Annotated in this window: 15 protein-coding genes; 1 reads left to right on the plus strand and 14 read right to left on the minus strand. The window is 65.5% G+C overall.

Annotated features, from left to right (window positions below; all coding sequences use genetic code 11):
• Nucleotides 1-34 precede the first annotated feature (34 nt).
• The 8 genes from truB to KB879_RS23460 form a co-directional block, all read right to left on the minus strand.
• A complete protein-coding gene (truB, locus tag KB879_RS23425; RefSeq protein WP_153953618.1) occupies nt 35-982 on the minus strand; it encodes a tRNA pseudouridine(55) synthase TruB in 948 nt (315 codons plus the stop codon).
• Between the two features lie 99 nt (nt 983-1,081).
• Nucleotides 1,082-1,450: a 30S ribosome-binding factor RbfA gene (gene rbfA / locus KB879_RS23430; protein WP_010809484.1), complete on the minus strand. Its 369-nt coding sequence runs from the start codon at nt 1,448-1,450 to the stop codon at nt 1,082-1,084.
• A 60-nt stretch (nt 1,451-1,510) separates the two neighbouring features.
• Entirely contained in the window at nt 1,511-4,399 is a 2,889-nt protein-coding gene (gene infB / locus KB879_RS23435) for a translation initiation factor IF-2 (RefSeq protein ID WP_013957168.1), read from the minus strand.
• Nucleotides 4,400-4,490: 91 nt separating this feature from the next.
• The gene (gene nusA, locus KB879_RS23440; RefSeq protein ID WP_013957169.1) at nt 4,491-5,966 is read right to left on the minus strand and encodes a transcription termination factor NusA; all 1,476 of its coding nucleotides are present in this window, start codon (nt 5,964-5,966) and stop codon (nt 4,491-4,493) included.
• Complete coding sequence (gene rimP / locus KB879_RS23445; RefSeq protein WP_013957170.1) at nt 5,963-6,451, minus strand: ribosome maturation factor RimP; 489 nt, start codon at nt 6,449-6,451, stop codon at nt 5,963-5,965. Before rimP ends, nusA begins: the two co-directional genes overlap by 4 nt.
• Before the next feature lie 301 nt (nt 6,452-6,752).
• Complete coding sequence (gene rluB, locus KB879_RS23450; protein WP_211979865.1) at nt 6,753-8,651, minus strand: 23S rRNA pseudouridine(2605) synthase RluB; 1,899 nt, start codon at nt 8,649-8,651, stop codon at nt 6,753-6,755.
• Nucleotides 8,652-8,656: 5 nt separating this feature from the next.
• Nucleotides 8,657-9,511, minus strand: coding sequence for an SMC-Scp complex subunit ScpB (scpB, locus tag KB879_RS23455; RefSeq protein WP_211979866.1), 855 nt, complete (start codon nt 9,509-9,511; stop codon nt 8,657-8,659).
• 569 nt (nt 9,512-10,080) lie between these two features.
• Nucleotides 10,081-10,839, minus strand: coding sequence for a sulfite exporter TauE/SafE family protein (locus tag KB879_RS23460; protein ID WP_013957174.1), 759 nt, complete (start codon nt 10,837-10,839; stop codon nt 10,081-10,083).
• A 78-nt stretch (nt 10,840-10,917) separates the two neighbouring features.
• Between KB879_RS23460 and fnr the strand changes: the two genes are divergently transcribed.
• Nucleotides 10,918-11,643, plus strand: a complete 726-nt coding sequence (gene fnr, locus KB879_RS23465) for a fumarate/nitrate reduction transcriptional regulator Fnr (RefSeq protein WP_013957175.1) — start codon at nt 10,918-10,920, stop codon at nt 11,641-11,643.
• Between the two features lie 61 nt (nt 11,644-11,704).
• Here the strand turns inward: fnr and KB879_RS23470 are convergent, their stop codons facing one another.
• From KB879_RS23470 to ccoO, 6 genes are all read right to left on the minus strand, one after another.
• Nucleotides 11,705-11,950, minus strand: coding sequence for a hypothetical protein (locus tag KB879_RS23470; RefSeq protein WP_013957176.1), 246 nt, complete (start codon nt 11,948-11,950; stop codon nt 11,705-11,707).
• Entirely contained in the window at nt 11,947-12,156 is a 210-nt protein-coding gene (locus KB879_RS23475; RefSeq protein WP_013957177.1) for a membrane protein, read from the minus strand. Before KB879_RS23475 ends, KB879_RS23470 begins: the two co-directional genes overlap by 4 nt.
• Before the next feature lie 44 nt (nt 12,157-12,200).
• Nucleotides 12,201-13,649: a cytochrome c oxidase accessory protein CcoG gene (gene ccoG / locus KB879_RS23480; protein WP_249221344.1), complete on the minus strand. Its 1,449-nt coding sequence runs from the start codon at nt 13,647-13,649 to the stop codon at nt 12,201-12,203.
• A 73-nt stretch (nt 13,650-13,722) separates the two neighbouring features.
• Entirely contained in the window at nt 13,723-14,640 is a 918-nt protein-coding gene (gene ccoP / locus KB879_RS23485; RefSeq protein WP_211979868.1) for a cytochrome-c oxidase, cbb3-type subunit III, read from the minus strand.
• Nucleotides 14,641-14,642: 2 nt separating this feature from the next.
• A complete protein-coding gene (locus KB879_RS23490; RefSeq protein WP_013957180.1) occupies nt 14,643-14,807 on the minus strand; it encodes a cytochrome oxidase in 165 nt (54 codons plus the stop codon).
• Between the two features lie 3 nt (nt 14,808-14,810).
• Nucleotides 14,811-15,473, minus strand: coding sequence for a cytochrome-c oxidase, cbb3-type subunit II (gene ccoO, locus KB879_RS23495; RefSeq protein ID WP_013957181.1), 663 nt, complete (start codon nt 15,471-15,473; stop codon nt 14,811-14,813).
• Between the last annotated feature and the right edge of the window lie 6 nt (nt 15,474-15,479).

Below are 15,479 nucleotides of genomic sequence, written 5' to 3' on the forward strand. Positions count from 1 at the left end.
CTGACGGGGCTGCCGCTTACGCCCCTCACGCAATTTACAGCTTGACCAGCCGCTCCGGCCGCAACGCGCCTTCGCGCATGCGCGCCACGCCCAGCAGCCGGGCCGGCTCGCCGGCATAGACGCGCGCCAGCGCATCCTCGGCCAGCCCGGTGCCGGCCGGCAGGTCGCGCTGGGCAATGCGCTGGCCCTGCAGGAAGCGCGCTGCAGCGGCCTCGTCCAGATGCACCGGCGCACACTTCTGCAGCAAGGCGTCCACAGGTGCCAGCATGGTCGGGCGCTGCGCGTCGTCGTGCTGTTCGATCTGTTCCAGCGTCACCGCGCCGTCCAGCGTCAGGTCGCCCACGGCGATGCGGCGCAGTCCGGTCAGGTGCGCGCCACAGCCCAGCGCTTCGCCGATGTCCTCGGCCAGCGTGCGGATATAGGTGCCCTTGCTGCACGTCACCCGCATCGTGAACGACGGGGCATTGGGCAAGGCGCAGTCCAGCAGCGCAATCGAACGGATGGTGACGCGGCGCGCCGCGCGCTCCACGGTCTGGCCGGCGCGCGCGTATTCATACAGCGGGCGGCCGTCCTTCTTCAGCGCCGAATGCATCGGCGGCACCTGTTCGATCTCGCCGAGGAAGCTTGCCAGCGCCTGCTCCACCGCGGCGCGGTCGCAGGTGACCTCGCGCACGTCGAGCAGTTCGCCTTCGGCGTCGCCCGTGCTCGAGCGCGCGCCCAGCCGCACTACGGCGTCATAGGTCTTGTCCGCTTCCAGCAGGTCTTGCGAAAACTTGGTGGCCTCGCCGAAGCACAGCGGCAGCAGCCCCGTGGCAAGCGGGTCCAGCGTGCCGGTATGGCCTGCCTTGGCCGCGCGCAAGAGGCGCTTGGCGCGCACCAGCGCGTCGTTGGACGACAGGCCCAGCGGCTTGTCGAGCAGCAGCACACCATGGACCTCGCGGCGCGGCAGGCGCGGCGGACGGTTGGCGTTGGAATCGGTCATCGGGAGAAAGCGGGAGGCGGGACGGCGATGCGGCGCGGATGGCGGCAATGTAAATCGTGCGGCCGCGAAACCCATGCCAGGGAGGCATGGGCGCCGGCTTCAGTCGTCTTTCGAACGCGTGGCGTTCGCTTCGTTGATCAGCTTGGACATCTCGATCGCATGTTCGACCGAGGTATCGTGGAAGAAGCGCAGCGTCGGCACGGTATGGATGTGCAGGCGCTTGTACAGCAGCGAGTGCAGGTAGCCGGCCTTTTCGTTCAGGATGGCTTCCGCCTCTGCGGCTTCTGCGCCCAGCACGGTGAAGTACACCTTGGCGTGCGCATAGTCAGGCGTCAGCGCGACCGACTGCAGCGTGACCAGGCCGAGGCGCGGGTCGCGCAGTTCGCGCTGGATCATCTCGGCCAGGTCCTTCTGGATCTGGTCGGAGATGCGGAGATTGCGGGAGGAGATGCTGCCTTTCTTGGCCATTCAATACTGTCTAGTCGAGATGACAACGGCAGGCCGAAGCCTGCCGTTGCTTGCGACGCCTTACAGCGTACGCGCCACCTCTGTGATTTCGTACACCTCGAGCTGGTCGCCTTCCTGAACATCATTGAAGTTCTTGATCGACAGACCGCACTCAAAGCCTTGCTTGACTTCCTTGACGTCGTCCTTGAAGCGCTTGAGCGAATCCAGCTCGCCGTCGTGGATGACCACGTTGTTGCGCAGCACGCGCACCAGCGAGTTGCGCTTGACCAGGCCGTCGGTAACCATACAGCCGGCCACCGCACCGATCTTCGGCACGCGGAACACCTGGCGCACCTCGACCTGGCCGATGGTGGTCTCGCGCTTCTCCGGCGCCAGCATGCCCGACATCGCCGCCTTGATCTCGTCTACCGCATCGTAAATGATGTTGTAGTAGCGGATATCGATGCCGTTGTGCTCGGCCAGCTTGCGCGCACCAGCGTCGGCACGCACGTTGAAGCCGATGATGACCGCCTTCGAAGCCGTCGCCAGGTTGACGTCGGACTCGGAGATGCCACCCACGCCGCCATGCACGATCTGCACGCGCACTTCGGCGGTCGACAGCTTCTGCAGCGACTGCACCAGCGCTTCCTGCGAACCCTGCACGTCGGCCTTGACGATCAACGGCAGCGTCTGCACTTCGCCTTCGGCCATCTGCTCGAGCATGTTCTCCAGCTTGGCGGCCTGTTGCTTGGCCAGCTTCACGTCGCGGAACTTGCCCTGGCGGAACAGCGCGATTTCACGTGCCTTGCGCTCGTCCGGCAGCACCAGCACTTCTTCACCGGCGGCAGGCACTTCCGACAGACCCTGGATTTCCACCGGGATCGACGGGCCGGCTTCCTTGGTCGGCTTGCCGTTCTCGTCCAGCATGGCACGCACGCGGCCGTAGGCGCTGCCAGCCAGGACCACATCGCCACGCTTGAGCGTGCCGCTGCTGACCAGGATGGTTGCGATCGGGCCCTTGCCCTTGTCGAGCTGGGCTTCCACCACCAGGCCCTTGGCCGGGGCATCCACCGGCGCCGTCAGTTCCAGCACTTCGGCTTGCAGGAGCACTTGCTCGAGCAGGTCTTCCACACCGGTACCCATCTTGGCGGAAACCGGCACGAACGGCGAATCGCCGCCGTATTCTTCCGGCACCACCTGCTCGGCCACCAGTTCCTGCTTGACGCGGTCCGGGTTGGCATCGGGCTTGTCGATCTTGTTGATCGCCACGACGATCGGCACACCGGCAGCCTTGGCATGCGCGATGGCTTCCTTGGTCTGCGGCATCACGCCGTCGTCGGCGGCCACCACCAGGATCACGATATCGGTCGCCTTGGCACCGCGGGCACGCATGGCCGTGAAGGCCTCGTGACCCGGGGTATCCAGGAACGTAATCACGCCGCGGTCGGTTTCCACATGGTAGGCACCGATGTGCTGCGTAATCCCGCCGGCTTCGCCCGCTGCCACCTTGGTGCGGCGGATGTAGTCCAGCAGCGAGGTCTTGCCGTGGTCGACGTGACCCATCACGGTCACCACCGGCGGACGCGGCAGCAACTCGGCGTCGGTGTGTTCCTCACCACCCACCACCAGCAGCGCTTCCGGATCGTCCAGCTTGGCGGCATACGCCTTGTGGCCCATTTCTTCCACCACGATCATGGCGGTTTCCTGGTCCAGCACCTGGTTGATGGTCACCATCTGGCCGAGCTTCATCATCTGCTTGATGACCTCGGACGCCTTGACGGCCATCTTGTGCGCCAGGTCGGCCACGGAGACGGTTTCCGGCACGTGCACTTCACGCACGACCGGCTCGGTCGGCGCCTGGAAGCTGCTGCGGCTGTCGTCATGCTGCTGCTGCCTGCCGCCGCGGCCACGCGGGCCACCGCGCCAGCCGCCCACGCCACCCGACGTATCGCCACGGGTCTTCAGGCCGCTGCCCTTCTTGCGGCTGCTGTCGTCCTGCCAGCCCGCCTTTACGACCTTGCCCTTCTTGTCGGCGGTTGCCGTGGTCGTGGTCGTGGTGACCGGCTTCTTTTCGTCCTTCTTCGCTTCCGTGGTCGCACCGGCCGGCTTCACCGGCTTGTGCAGCGTACCGGTCTGCTCGGCCTTCTTCTCTTCAGCCTTGCGCTCGGACGGCGCCTTCAGCACGCGCGGCGGGGCGTTCAGCATCTGCTGGATCGCGCGGGCCTCGGCTTCGGCAGCCTCGCGGCGCTTGCGCGCAGCGACTTCCTGCTCGGCGCGGGCCTTGTCGGCAGCAGCCTTGGCCTCGTCGGCAGCCTTCTGCGCCTCGGCGCGTTCGGCGGTTACGCGTGCCTTCTCGTCCTCTGCCTTCTTGCGCGAGGAATCCTCGTTGGCCTCGGTCACGGCGCGCGATGCGGCAGCCTCTTCCTCCGCCTTGCGGGCGGCGAGTTCGGCCTGGCGGCGCTGTTCAGCCTCCAGCGCTTCCTGGCGGGCGCGGCGCTCGGCTTCTTCACGCTCGGCTGCCTCGCGGGCGGCCTTGGCTTCAGCTTCCTGGCGCGCCAGCAGTTCAGCCTGTTGGCGTTCATCCTCGTCGCGGCGTGCTTCCTCGACAGCATCGGCGACAGGCGCCTGGGCTTCGGCCCCGTCGGCCTGGGTATCGGGCGCAGCTTCGTCGCGCTTGATCAGCACGCGCTTCTTGCGCACTTCCACCTGGACCGTGCGGGTCTTGCCGGTGCCATCCGACTGGCGGATCTCGGAGGTTTCGCGCTTGGTCAGTGTGATCTTCTTGCGGGAGCTGTCGTCGGCCTGGCCGTGCGAACGCTTCAGATAGTCCAGCAGCCTGGTCTTATCCGATTCCGTGATGATGTCTTCTGGCGTCGCTTTGCCCACCCCAGCCGCCTGCAATTGTTCCAGCAGGGCAGCTGCGCTGCGACTCAGTTCTGCGGCCAGTTGGGCAACTGTTGTGCTTGCCATTCAAACCCTTTCAATGCTTGGTTTCTACGTCGGGACAAATCGTTGCGGAAAGCGCGCCCGGGCCAAGTGTAGGCCGGCCCGGGCGTGTCCCTCAGTTGAACCAATGTTCCCGTGCTTTCATGATCAGCGACTTGGCTTCTTCCTCGCTGACACCGGTCATCTCGACCAGCTCGTCCACGGCCAGTTCGGCCAGGTCGTCACGCGTATGGATATCGCCTTCGGCCAGCTTGCCGATCAATTCCGGGTTGAGGCCGTCGAGCGAGCGCAGGTCCTGCGACACCTCTTCCACCTTTTCTTCCCGGGCCAGTTCCATCGTCAGGAGCGCATCACGCGCGCGATTGCGCAGCTCGTTGACGGTGTCTTCGTCAAAGGCCTCGATCTCCATCATTTCACTGATGGGGACATAAGCCACTTCTTCCAGCGTGGAGAAGCCTTCCTCGATCAGGATGTCGGCAACTTCCTCGTCCACGTCCAACTTGGCCATGAACAGCTTGCGCACGACATCGCTCTCTTCGGCCTGCTTCTGCGCCGATTCTTCCTGCGTCATGATGTTGATCTGCCAGCCGGTCAGCTCGGACGCCAGGCGCACGTTCTGACCACTGCGGCCGATGGCGACGGCGAGGTTTTCCTCGTCGACCACCACGTCCATGCTGTGCTTCTCTTCATCCACCACGATCGACTGCACCTGCGCCGGCGCCAGCGCGCCGATCACAAATTGCGCCGGGTCTTCCGACCACAGCACGATGTCCACGGCCTCGCCGCCGATCTCGTTACGCACCGCGGTGACGCGCGTGCCACGCACGCCCACGCAGGTGCCGATCGGGTCGATGCGCTTGTCATGCGCGACCACGGCGATCTTGGCGCGCACGCCCGGATCACGGGCAGCCGCCTTGATCTCCAGCAGGCCCTCTTCCATTTCCGGCACTTCGTTCTCGAAGAGCTTGATCAGGAACTCGGGCGCGGTGCGCGACAGTTCAATCTGCGGGCCGCGCGCGGCGCGGTCCACATTCAGGATATACGCACGCACGCGGTCACCGGTGCGCAGGTTTTCCTTGGGGATGATCTGGTCGCGGGCCAGCAGCGCTTCCACGCGGCCGGACTCGACGATCAGGCCCTTCTTGTCGGCGCGCTTGACCGTGCCGGTCATGATCTTCTCGCCGCGATCCAGGTAGTCGTTCAGGATCTGCTCGCGCTCGGCGTCGCGGATGCGCTGCAGGATTACCTGCTTGGCAGCCTGAGCACCGATGCGGCCGAACTCGACCGACTCGATCTGCTGCTCGATAAAATCACCCAGCTCGATGCTGGGGGTTTCATCGCGGGCTTCGAACAGCAGGATCTGCTTGTCCGGCTCTTGCAGGCCCAGCTCGTCGGGAACGACCAGCCAGCGGCGGAAGGTTTCATGCTCGCCCGACTCGCGATCGATCGCGACACGGATATCCACGTCTTCCTCGAAACGCTTCTTGGTGGCCGAGGCGAGCGCCGCCTCCAGGGCACCGAATACCACATCCTTGTCGACGTTCTTCTCACGCGCAAGCGCATCGACGAGCAACAGAACTTCGCGGCTCATTGCTTGTTCCCTTTTCTTTGATTTCCTTTGAAGTCGATCACCGGCACCAGGCGTGCCTTGTCGACATCGGATACGGCAAATTCCAGCAGCGCCGGGCCATCTTTGCCCTCGAACTCCAGGCCAATCTTCTCCTCGCCCGCCGCGCCGGTGGGCTCGCGCAGGATGCCTGTGAAGTTCTTCTGTCCGTTGACGGGCAGGCGCAGCGTCACGCGCACCTCCTCGCCGGCAAAGCGAACGTAGTCGGCCAGCTTCTTCAGCGGCCGGTCCAGTCCGGGCGACGAAACCTCGAGGCGTTCATAGTCGACGTTCTCGACTGTGAACACGTGGGTGAGCTGGCGGCTCACCTTTTCACAATCCTCGATGGCAATGCCGGTTTCAGGCTGATCGATATAGACACGCAGCAATCCGGCCGGGGCACGCTCGAGCTCGACCAGCTCATATCCCATGCCGCTTAGGGTGGTTTCGATCAAATCTGCCAGATGCACTGTTATCCCGAGTAATGGCCATCAACACCGTGGCAGGCAAACCCGCCGGTGCCGTCCGGGACGACCCTGCTGCAGCCCTGCCTGTCCGCCATCCCCCCGCTCCAGCGGAGAGAACCGAAAAACGGGCGAACCAAAAAAAAATGGGCGCAATGCCCATCATTCGCCCATCCTCGACGAGGATGGCTTTTTGAATAGACTTGAATTATACGCGGATTATGTCGAAAAGGCAAAAGCCAGACATTTCCGCGCACTGAACCCGGCGCCGGCGGGCATTCAGCCCGCCATGCGCCGCAATCAGCGCTTATCGGTTGCCGCCGCGGTTGCCACCACGGTTGCCGCCGCCACCGCCACTGCCTCCGCGCGGGGAACGGTTACCGCCCGGTTTCGACGCCTTCGGCATCACATTGCCGTTGGCTTCGCCACCGCCACGACGCGGCTTGCCCTGACCCTGGCCGCCCAGACCGCCCTGGCCACCCTGACCGCGCATGCCACCCATGCCGCCCATGCCGGCGCCACCGCGCCCCTGGCGTGCGCCAGTGCCGCGCCCGCCACCCAGGTTGGCCGCGTGCGAGGTCAGCAACGTGGGCCCGTGGCTGATATAGCCCATCGAGGTCCTCATCGGATCCGGCTGGCTGCTGCGGCCGCCGCCACCGCCCCGGGCACCGCCCTGGTCGAAGCGCGGCAGGCCATCCATACCCGTGGGCATCGGCATGCCGGCAATCGCGGCTTCGGTGCGCTGCTTGCGCCCGCCCACCTTGGTAGCGCCCTTGGGGGCCTGCTCGCCCTTGCCGGGCACCTTCAGGCCGACACCGGCCATCAGCGCCTTGACGTCATTGGGCTCGACTTCCTGCCAGCGGCCGCGCTTGAGGCCGCGCGGCAGCAGGAACTGGCCGTAGCGGGTGCGGATCAGGCGCGACACGGTCAGCCCGACCGCCTCGAACATGCGGCGCACTTCACGGTTGCGGCCCTCGGTCAGGGCCACGTGGTACCACTGGTTGACACCTTCGCCACCGCCGTCGGCAATGCGCAGGAAGTTGGCTTCGCCGTCATCGAGCTTGATGCCGTGCAGCAGGCGCTGACGGTCGGCCTCGGCCAGCTCGCCCAGCGTGCGCACCGCGTACTCGCGCTCCACGCCGTAGCGCGGGTGCATGAAGCGGTTGGCAATGTCACCCGACGTGGTGAAGATCAGCAGACCTTCGGTATTGAAGTCCAGGCGGCCCACCGCGACCCACTTGCCGCTCTTGATGCGCGGCAGGCTGTCGAACACGGTCGGACGGCCTTCCGGATCGGACTGGCTGACGATCTCGCCGGCGGGCTTGTGGTACAGCAGCACGCGCGGCGGCTTGGTCGACACCTTGCGGTGGATCAGCTTGCCGTTCACGCGGACCTGGTCCGCCGGCAGGATGCGCTGGCCGATATGGGCCGGCAGGCCGTTGACCGAAACGCGGCCCTGCAGGATCAGTTCTTCCATCTCGCGGCGCGAGCCCAGCCCGCCCTCGGCCAGCACCTTGTGCAGCTTGGGCGCGTCGTCGTCAGCCGACAGCTCGCGCACCGGCTTGGCCTTGGTGCGCGGGATGACGGTGTCTTCAGTGTCGTACTGCTCGGAGATCACGAAGCGGAACAGGTCTTCGCTGCTCGCCGCGGTCTTGTCCCCGCCGCCCTGGCCCTTGCGGGGCGCCTGCGGCTTGCCGCCATCCTTGCGGCGGCCCTGCTGCCGCGCGCCGGCGCCCTGCGCCTCGCCCGGCGCCGCCGCCTTGCCTGAGCGCTGGACCGGCTTGCGCTTGCGGCCGGGCTGCTCGGGCTTGTCGGTGCCTTCGGCCCTGGCCGCGCGGTCCACCTTGTCTGCCTTGCTGGTGCCCTGGCCGCCCTGGCTGCCCTGGCCGCCCTCGCCCTGCCCCGTCTTGCGCTTGCCGCGGCCGCGCTGGCCACCGCGCGCGCCGCCCGCCGCCTGGGCGGCGCCCGCTTCACCGGCATCGGCCTGGCCGCCGGCGCTGGCGCCTTCGGCGCCCTCGCCGCGGTCCTGCGTTGCCTGGCGGCGCGATGCGACCAGGTTCCTCAGCCCGCGGCGCAGCCCCTTGCGGCGGGGCGCGGCTTCGCTGCCCGATCCGGGTTCTGCGGCGCCGGTGTCGGCGGGTGCGCCCGCATTGCGGGTGTCTTGCTCAACGGAATCAGACAAGATATTCACTATCGGATGTTGCATGTTGTTCAGTTCGGCACGCGCTCGTCGTGCTCGCTCGGGTGCGGCGGGGTGCCGTTGTCCGGCAAATCGCCCCGCGCCCCGTCCGGATTGGGTGCGGCTGGTTCGGTGGAAGCGGCCTCGGCGGCATCGTCGGCTGCAGCTTGCAGCGGTTGCACGTCAAAGCCATTGGCGCCTTGGTCGACCGGGTCGGTCGTCTCGGCTTCGTTCGCGACGGATGCTTCGGCCACATCCGCTGCCTGCGCGGCGGGGTCGGCAAATGCTTCCTCGTCGGCACTGGCTGCCTTGTTTGCAGCCAGATCTTCAAAATTGATGGCCTGTTGTTCCAGCAGGGTTGCCTGCGCCTGCGCCTGGGCGTCTTCCAGCGGCGGCAGCTCATCCAGCGTACGCAGCCCAAGATCGTCCAGGAATGCCTTGGTCGTCGCATACAGCGCCGGCCTGCCCGGCACGTCGCGGTGTCCGATCACCTCGATCCAGCTGCGGTCCTCAAGCTTCTTGACCACTTCCGTGCTGACCGTTACGCCGCGGATTTCCTCGATATCGCCGCGGGTCACCGGCTGCCGGTAGGCAATGATCGCCAGTGTTTCCATCACGGCGCGCGAATATTTTGGCGGCTTTTCGGGATTCAGCCGATCGAGGTATTCACGCATTTCCGGCCGGCTCTGGAAGCGCCAGCCGCTGGCCAGGGCCACCAGTTCCACGCCGCGCGGCCGCCAGTCCTGGCGCAGTTCCTCAAGCAGCACGCGGATGGTGTCTGCGCCGACGTCGTCGTCAAACAGCCGCCGCAGGTCATTGACGCGCAACGGTTCCTGCGCGCAGATCAGCGCCGTCTCGAGGACGATCTTCGCCTCTTGGGTATTCATGTTGATGGTGTGCAGCCTGTCTTTGCACCTGCTCCCGGACGGATCCGGGGCATCGGAGATTTTGGATACAGCGGTACGAAAGCCACCGCCATCTCATTGCGCAGCTAGCCGGATACCTGCTGCATCCAAGCCGTGCACTTCCCTATCTTTGCATCGAGTTGCCGGGTCGTTCCGGCAGGAGATCGTTCGCGTGCCGTTATGGATCGGCCAGCAAACCTCTTGCGTAGCGCGCCCGCACATATCGGACGTCGCTGTCAGCGAACTGAAGGCCTCGGACGCAAGAAAAACGGGTATCGGGAGCAAGGCCGGCATCGCCAACACCGCAGTGCCAGCCGGACTTTTGAACCAGATCTTTTGAACCGGATGGACTGCGGGGACGGGACGGGCATCGAAAACCTTCCGCTTCCCCTGCCCTGAACGCGCCTTCTGGTAGGAAGGCCGCCTGGCGCTGCTCGCCCGCTGCTTACCGCGGCTCATTCTATGCCGCGCGATACCGCAATGTTGGCGATTGTATGGCATTCCCGCCCCCGCCTGCAACCATCATCCGTTGCCCGGGCGGCGCCGGCGCCTCAGAACACCAGGCAGAATCCATGCTCGGCCAGCGAATGTGGCAGCAGCACCGCTCGCGCAATGCCAAGGGCGCCGAACGCCATCACCGCCAGGCCGGCCCCCAAGCGCACGCCGGGACGTCGCGACAGCGTACGCAAGTAGCCCGCGAGGCCGGACAGCACCAGCAGATTAGGCAATGTGCCGAGCCCGAACACGCCCATCACGAGTGCGCCGGACGCCGCGTTGCCCGCCAGCAGCGCCAGCGTAAGCGCCCCATAGACCATGCCGCACGGCACCAGCCCCCACGCCAGGCCCACGCCATAACGCCGCGCCAGTCCGCTTCGCGCCCGCACAAACGCCGGCATGGCGCCTGCCAGGCCACCCAGCCGCCGCGCCACCGTTGCGCCGGCGCGCGCCGCCAGCCGCTCCAGCCAGTCGACGGTAAAAGTGTTGCCGCGCAGCAACCGCCAGCCCGACCACAGCAGCATGACGCTGCCCGCGCCGAACAGCCAGCGCTGCACCGGCAGGTAATCCTGCTTCCATGCCGAGGCACCGAGCGCGCCTAGCGCGGCACCAAGAAGCATATAGGTCGAGATCCGGCCCAAGTGCATAGTCAGCAACTCGGCCAGCCAGGCGGCGCGGCTGGGCACCAGACTGATCGTCACCGTCGCGCCGCGGCGTTGTTCCACGGCCAGCGCCACGCCGCCGCACATGGCAGCGCAGTGGACTCCGCCCAGCAAAGCCAGCAGAAAAACGCTGATCAGCACGCCAAATGTCAATTCTTACTCCCTACCGCATCACATCGCACGGTAAAATGTCCTAATCGCGCCCTCGCTGCCATTTCTAGCAGGTTCCAATTGCTCACCTCCATTCCCATTACCGAGATGTCGCCCCGCTGCTCCACCTGTGCAATGGGGCAGCTGTGCCTTCCGGTCGGCATGTCGCAGCAAGACCTCGCCAAGATGGACACGCTGGTACAGGAACGCATCCGCGTGCACAAGGGTGAAACCTTGTATCGCATGGGCGATCCGCTCACCGCGGTCTACGCCGTGCGCTTTGGCACGCTCAAGACCCACGTCACCACTGAAGACGGCCGCTCGCAGATTACCGGCTTCCACCTGCCCGGCGAAATCGTCGGTCTCGACGGGCTGGGCGAGATGCAGCATGCCTCCGATGCCGCCGCCCTGGAAGATACCGAAGTCTGCGTGGTCCGCATGAGCGAACTGCAGTCCCTCTCGGTCGACCTGCCATCGCTGCAGCAGCAGTTCCTGCGCCTGATGGGCAAGGAAATCACGCACGACCAGCTGATGCTGGTCACGCTGGGCTCGATGCGCGCCGAGGAACGCCTTGCCGCCTTCCTGATCAACCTCTCTGAGCGCCTGTCGGCGCGCGGCTATTCGGCGTCCGAGTTCGTGATGCGCATGAGCCGCGAAGAAATCGGCAGCTACCTGGGCCTGAAGCTCGAAACCGTCAGCCGCCTGTTCTCTCGCTTTGCCGAAGCCGGCCTGATCCAGATTCGCCAGCGCCACGTCAAGCTGGTGGACATCGACGGCATCAAGCAACTCTACAGCCGCTCCTGCTAAGCGGCCAAGCGCTGCCAGTGCCGCATCCGGCCATGGCAGCGCAGACCTCACGCCAGTCCGCTCATTCCAGTTCGTCGGTATCGCTGAGCCGCGTCGGCATGGTGTAGAGCGTCAGTCCGCTGGACAACGCGCAGAACACCCAGGCCATCAGGAAGCCGATGGTGTAGACCGATTCGCGGGACGCTTCGATCGGCTGGCCGAAGAAGTTCAGGTCACCGGGATCCACCACCGAAAACACCGTCGCGGTCGCAAAGCCAGCCATCAGGAACGCCGGCCAGAGTACCCACATCAGCCAGCGCAACCTCATGGCTGCCTCGCTGCGGCAGCCTTGGGCGGCGCGGCATCGGCCTTCTCCACCACCAGGCCATGGCGCGTTGCACCCTGCACCGGCATGTCCGGATGCGTGGACGCCAGCCAGATCGTCACGCCGCACGCCACCATCGCCACCAGCGGGCCGCTCATCAATAGCCACGGCCACGGCTCCTTCCACCACGGATTGCCTTGCTGACTCATCTTGCCCCCTTCATCTTGACGACTAAGTCCGCGTCTGCCTAGCTTCACAAATCGCGCGGCACGATGAAACTGGTGGATTGCCGGATTTCGGCCTGCCCCCGCTCCGTGCCTTCGCTCGTCACTGTCACGTTGATCTTGTGCGTGCCCCGCGCCGCGGCCTCGATCGGCACGCGGATCCGGATCGGCAGCAACCGGTTGGACGTCGGCGCCAACGATTCGGCCTGCTTGTCGTACTCCACCTTCAGGTTCTTCAGCTCGTCGCTGTCGGCGCGCACGCTGATCTTCATCGGCGCTTCGGTGGTGTTGATCAGCTGCAGGCGATAGACGTTCTCGATCCAGCGGCCTTCCACTTCACGGCCGAGCGCACCACGGTCGCGGATGATGTCGACCTTCAGCGGCGTGCGCAGCGCGATCGACGCCATGAAGCCGCCCAGCAGCACCACCCAGATCACGGAATAGATGATGACGCGCGGACGCAGCAGGCGCTTGCGCGATGCCGCTGCGGACAAGGCCTTGCGCATCGCGTTTTCCGAGGTATACCGGATCAGGCCGCGCGGATAGTCCATCTTGTCCATGACCTGGTTGCAGGCGTCGATGCAGGCGCCGCAGCCGATGCACTCGTACTGCAGGCCGTCGCGGATATCGATGCCTGTCGGGCACACCTGTACGCAGATGCTGCAGTTGACGCAGTCGCCAAGCCCCGCCTTGTAGTGATCGGTCTTGCGCGACCGGCTGCCGCGCGGCTCGCCGCGGCCGACGTCGTAGGTCACGACATAGGTATCGCGATCCACCATCACGCTCTGGAAGCGCGCATACGGGCACATGTACTTGCACACCTGCTCGCGCATGAAGCCCGCATTGCCCCAGGTGGCGAACGCGTAAAACAGCATCCAGAACGACTGCCACGGCCCCAGCGACAGGCTGAGCACCTCGCCGCCCAGACGGCGGATCGGCGCGAAATAGCCGATGAAGGTAAAGCCGGTCCAGAGCGCAATCAGCACCCACAGGAAGTGCTTGGTCGCCTTGAGACGGAACTTGCGCAGGCTCCACGGATCGCCATCGAGCCGGATGCGGGCGATGCGGTCGCCTTCGACCCGCCGCTCGATCCACATGAAGATCTCGGTATAGACCGTCTGCGGACAGGCATAGCCGCAGAACAGCCGCCCCGCGATCGCCGTGAACAGGAACAGCGCCAGCGCCGAGATCACCAGCAGCACCGCCAGGTAGATCACATCCTGTGGCCACAGCACCAGCCCGAAGATGTAGAACTTGCGCGCGCCAAGGTCGAACAGCACGGCCTGGCGGCCGTTCCATTGGAGCCAGGGCGTGCCGTAGTAGATCAGCTGGGTCAGGATCACCAGCCAGACCCGCCAGCTGGAGAAGGCGCCCGTCACCGAGCGCGGGTAGATTTTGCGGCGGACCTCGTAGAGCGTTTCGTCAGAGGTCTCGCCCGGCGCAGCGGCCGACCGTTGCAGGTCGGCCGCCCGGGCCATTTCTTCGGTCCCGGGTGCATTCATGGGCATGCTCTCCCGCGAGCCACCAGCGCCCGCTCACATGAGTCGTCGGTCATTGCCCGGCTCCACTCCCGATGTTGGACAAACCCCAGATATAGGCCGTCAGCATCCGGATGCGTTCAGGCGTCAGGATCTCCTCATGCGCGGGCATTTTGTTGTTGTGGCCCTTCAGGATGGCGTCGACGATGCTGCCTTCCGAGCTGCCATACAGCCAGACGTTGTCCGACAGGTTGGGCGCACCGAGCGCCTGGTTGCCCTTGCCGCCGGCGCCGTGGCATGCCACGCAGGTCGTCTTGAAGGTGCCCTCGCCACGCGACGCACGGATCGGGTCCGACGACAGCCCCGACAGCGAGCGCACGTATTGCGCCACGTCGCCCGCCTGCTTGGCGTCGATGGTCGCGGCAAACGGCGGCATCACGCCATTGCGGCCCTTGGTGATGGTCTGCTGGATGGTGTCGGGTTCGCCGCCATAGAGCCAGTCGTTGTCCGTCAGGTTCGGGAAGCCGCGGCTGCCGCGCGCGTCCGAACCATGGCACTGTGCGCAGTAGTTCAGGAACAGGCGCTGGCCGATCTCGCGCGCCTGCGGATCCGCCGCCACCTGCTTGACGTCCATCTTCAGGTACTTGGCGTAGATCTCGTTCTGCATCTTCTCCTGCGCCGCGCGGTGCGCGGCAAGTTCGCCCTGCGTGGAGAACTTCAGCACGCCGGCATACGAACCCAGCCCCGGGTACAGCACCAGGTAGGCCAGGCTGAAGATGCAGGCCAGCAGGAACATCCACATCCACCAGCGCGGCAGCGGGTTGTTCAGCTCGCGCAGGTCACCGTCCCAGACATGGCCGGTGTCTTCAGTGCCGCCGGCGGTCTTGGTGACCTTGCGTTGCGAGAACAGCAGCCACACGCACCAGACGATGCCGACGAGCGCGATGGCGGCAATGTAATAACTCCAGAATTCGGAAATGAAATCGCTCATGGCTAGGTGTTCCGGCTCGATGTTGTCGTAGTTTCGTCAGGCAGCGCGAACGGCAGCATGGCGGATTCCCGGTTGGCGGCCTGCCGGCCGGCGGACCAGGCCCACCAGCAGATCCCCAGGAAGACGACCATCGACACGACGGTCGCAAAGGCAGTGATCATGGCCATGGCTTACTCCTTGGGTGCCGCGGCCGCGGCGGAATCCACGCGGACGTTGCGGCGGTTGGTGCCCAGGCCTTGCAGGTAGGCAACCAGCGCATCTTCTTCGGTCTTGCCCTTGAGCTCGTCCGGTGCCTTGGCGATCTCGGCATCCGTGTACGGCACGCCCAGGCGCACCAGCGCGTGCATGCGGGCCTGGATATCGTTGGTGGGCAGCTCGGCCTTTTCCAGCCACGGGTACGATGGCATCACCGATTCCGGCACCACATCGCGCGGATTGCGCAGGTGGATACGCTGCCAGTCATCCGAGTAGCGCCCGCCCACGCGCGCCAGGTCAGGACCGGTGCGTTTGGAGCCCCACAGGAACGGGTGGTCGTAGACCGACTCGCCCGCCGTGGAGAAGTGGCCGTAGCGCTCGGTCTCGGCCTGCAGCGTGCGGACCTGCTGCGAGTGGCAGCCGACGCAGCCTTCACGGATATAGATATCGCGGCCCATCAGCCGCAGCGGCGAATACGGGGTGATGCCCGGATCCGGCTCGGTGGTGGAGTGCTGGAAGAACAGCGGCACGATCTGGACCAGACCCGCAATGCTGACCACGAGGATCGTGCAGATGATCAGCCAGCCGATGTTCTTCTCCAGCGTTTCGTGGGAAAAGAAGCGTTGTTTGTCGGACATCTTTCT

The sequence above is a fragment of the Cupriavidus sp. KK10 genome, assembly GCF_018223725.1.
Lineage (GTDB): Bacteria > Pseudomonadota > Gammaproteobacteria > Burkholderiales > Burkholderiaceae > Cupriavidus > Cupriavidus necator.

What these genes read in the sequence shown, in the direction of transcription:
- truB (WP_153953618.1), bottom strand. Translation starts at nt 982, where the DNA reads ATGACCGATTCCAACGCCAACCGTCCGCCGCGCCTGCCGCGCCGCGAG.
- rbfA (WP_010809484.1), bottom strand. Translation starts at nt 1,450, where the DNA reads ATGGCCAAGAAAGGCAGCATCTCCTCCCGCAATCTCCGCATCTCCGAC.
- infB (WP_013957168.1), bottom strand. Translation starts at nt 4,399, where the DNA reads ATGGCAAGCACAACAGTTGCCCAACTGGCCGCAGAACTGAGTCGCAGC.
- nusA (WP_013957169.1), bottom strand. Translation starts at nt 5,966, where the DNA reads ATGAGCCGCGAAGTTCTGTTGCTCGTCGATGCGCTTGCGCGTGAGAAG.
- rluB (WP_211979865.1), bottom strand. Translation starts at nt 8,651, where the DNA reads ATGCAACATCCGATAGTGAATATCTTGTCTGATTCCGTTGAGCAAGAC.
- scpB (WP_211979866.1), bottom strand. Translation starts at nt 9,511, where the DNA reads ATGAATACCCAAGAGGCGAAGATCGTCCTCGAGACGGCGCTGATCTGC.
- KB879_RS23470 (WP_013957176.1), bottom strand. Translation starts at nt 11,950, where the DNA reads ATGAGGTTGCGCTGGCTGATGTGGGTACTCTGGCCGGCGTTCCTGATG.
- KB879_RS23475 (WP_013957177.1), bottom strand. Translation starts at nt 12,156, where the DNA reads ATGAGTCAGCAAGGCAATCCGTGGTGGAAGGAGCCGTGGCCGTGGCTA.
- ccoG (WP_249221344.1), bottom strand. Translation starts at nt 13,649, where the DNA reads ATGGCCCGGGCGGCCGACCTGCAACGGTCGGCCGCTGCGCCGGGCGAG.
- ccoP (WP_211979868.1), bottom strand. Translation starts at nt 14,640, where the DNA reads ATGAGCGATTTCATTTCCGAATTCTGGAGTTATTACATTGCCGCCATC.
- KB879_RS23490 (WP_013957180.1), bottom strand. Translation starts at nt 14,807, where the DNA reads ATGGCCATGATCACTGCCTTTGCGACCGTCGTGTCGATGGTCGTCTTC.
- ccoO (WP_013957181.1), bottom strand. Translation starts at nt 15,473, where the DNA reads ATGTCCGACAAACAACGCTTCTTTTCCCACGAAACGCTGGAGAAGAAC.